The sequence below is a fragment of the Streptomyces alkaliphilus genome (assembly GCF_014141535.1).
GTDB lineage: Bacteria > Actinomycetota > Actinomycetes > Streptomycetales > Streptomycetaceae > Streptomyces > Streptomyces alkaliphilus.
In genome coordinates this window covers 1-1,083 of the sequence record NZ_VKHT01001339.1, presented here as the reverse complement: position 1 = coordinate 1,083, position 1,083 = coordinate 1, and the positions used below count along the sequence as shown (strand labels likewise).

1 protein-coding gene is annotated in these 1,083 nt (G+C 73.9%); it reads right to left on the bottom strand.

Annotation, left to right across the window (positions count from 1 at the left end):
* Positions 1-621 precede the first annotated feature (621 nt).
* Positions 622-915 carry an STAS domain-containing protein gene (locus FNQ90_RS24350; protein ID WP_143624942.1) on the bottom strand — a complete coding sequence of 98 codons (294 nt, stop codon included), beginning with the start codon at positions 913-915 and terminating at the stop codon, positions 622-624.
* Positions 916-1,083 lie beyond the last annotated feature (168 nt).

Here is a 1,083-nt window from a genome sequence, read left to right as displayed (position 1 = left end):
GGACTGGATGTGGCTGCCGTCCACGGGGTTGACGGTGACCAGGAAATCACCGGCGACGATCTCGGTGACGCGTTCGGGACCGCCGGTCGTCTCCCGCGGGTCCTCGTCGCGCGGTGCGGGGTGGTTGGGGTCCATGTCATTCCCTCGGAAGCGGTGCGGGGCTCGCGCCCGGGTGGTGTGCGACTTCCCGGTCGGGGTCTCGACCGGCGTCGGGAGATGCCGCGTGGTGTCGTGACCGGCGCCGGACCCGATCGGCCGACTCCGGGAACAGCGTCGAACGCCTGCCGACTCCCCCAACGTTACTGTCGTATCATTTCGCGCCGCAGCGGGGGACCGGGGTCGACGTCACGGCTTGGTAAGCACCCGGGTCGCCCGCGCGGCGGGGGCCGAAAGCTCGGCGGTTCACCCCGGATGATCCCCGATGACCGTTTCCCGGGGTGTGCGGCTCGTGGAGGTCGTCCCGCGTTCGGCCCATACCCGCCACGAAAGTCGCACACGGCGACCGGCGCCGGCGCGGGCCCGTGGCGTGTGCCGGCTCGGCTCGGCTCGGCTCGGCCGGAAGGTCTCCTCGACGGTTCGTCCCGGGTTTCCCGGCACGGGCCCGTGTCCGGCGCCCCGATGTCAGTTCGCGAAGGTGAGGATGCGGTGCAGCCGCGTGGCGACCAGCACCCGGTGCATCTGCGGCGGCACGTCCCGCAGGACCAATCGCCGGCCCCGGCGCCCGGCACGACGGTGCACACCCATGATGACGCCCAGCCCCGTGGCGTCCCAGGAGTCCAGCGCCCGGAGATCCAGGATCAGATCCCCCTCGCCCTGGTCGACCGCGCGATGCAGGGCGCTGCGGGCGTCGGCGGCGCTGCGCACGTCCAGGCGGCCTCCGACGACCAACTCCGCGTGGTCGCCCGTGATGTGCATGTTCCGCTCCCGAGATCCGTGGTCGGTCGTTGTGCCCGGCGACATCCGCCCGGCCGGGGCCCGTCGGCGACGGGGGCCGGGGTCGGCGCGACGGCCGCCGGTCGTGCGGTGTGCTGCGGGCCGCCCGGGACGGGACGTCCCGCGCGGTGGGGTGGTGCGGGGGTGTGC

Bases quoted from the DNA above. Each gene is read 5' to 3' on its own strand.
- FNQ90_RS24350 (WP_143624942.1), bottom strand. From the start codon at position 915: ATGCACATCACGGGCGACCACGCGGAGTTGGTCGTCGGAGGCCGCCTG.